Below are 254 nucleotides of genomic sequence, written 5' to 3' on the forward strand. Positions count from 1 at the left end.
GGGGCGGAGATCGTCCGGCCGCAGCAGCAGGGCCAGGACCCGGCCTCCGTGGCGTTCCAGACCGTCGAGAAGGCCAAGCGCGACGGAACCGAGATCGTCATCATCGACACCGCCGGCCGCCTGCAGACCAAGGGCGGCCTGATGGACGAGCTGTCCAAGATCAAGCGCGTCGTCGAGAAGCAGGCGCCGATCGCCGAGGTGCTGCTGGTGCTCGACGCCACGACCGGCCAGAACGGCCTCGCCCAGGCCGAGGC

1 pseudogene is annotated in these 254 nt (G+C 70.5%); it reads left to right on the top strand.

Annotation, left to right across the window (positions count from 1 at the left end):
* Positions 1-254, top strand: a pseudogene (locus ACZ2XM_RS15615) (signal recognition particle-docking protein FtsY); the annotation flags it as partial.

Source organism: Psychrobacter sp. CoH-33_TS_01 (assembly GCF_058189395.1).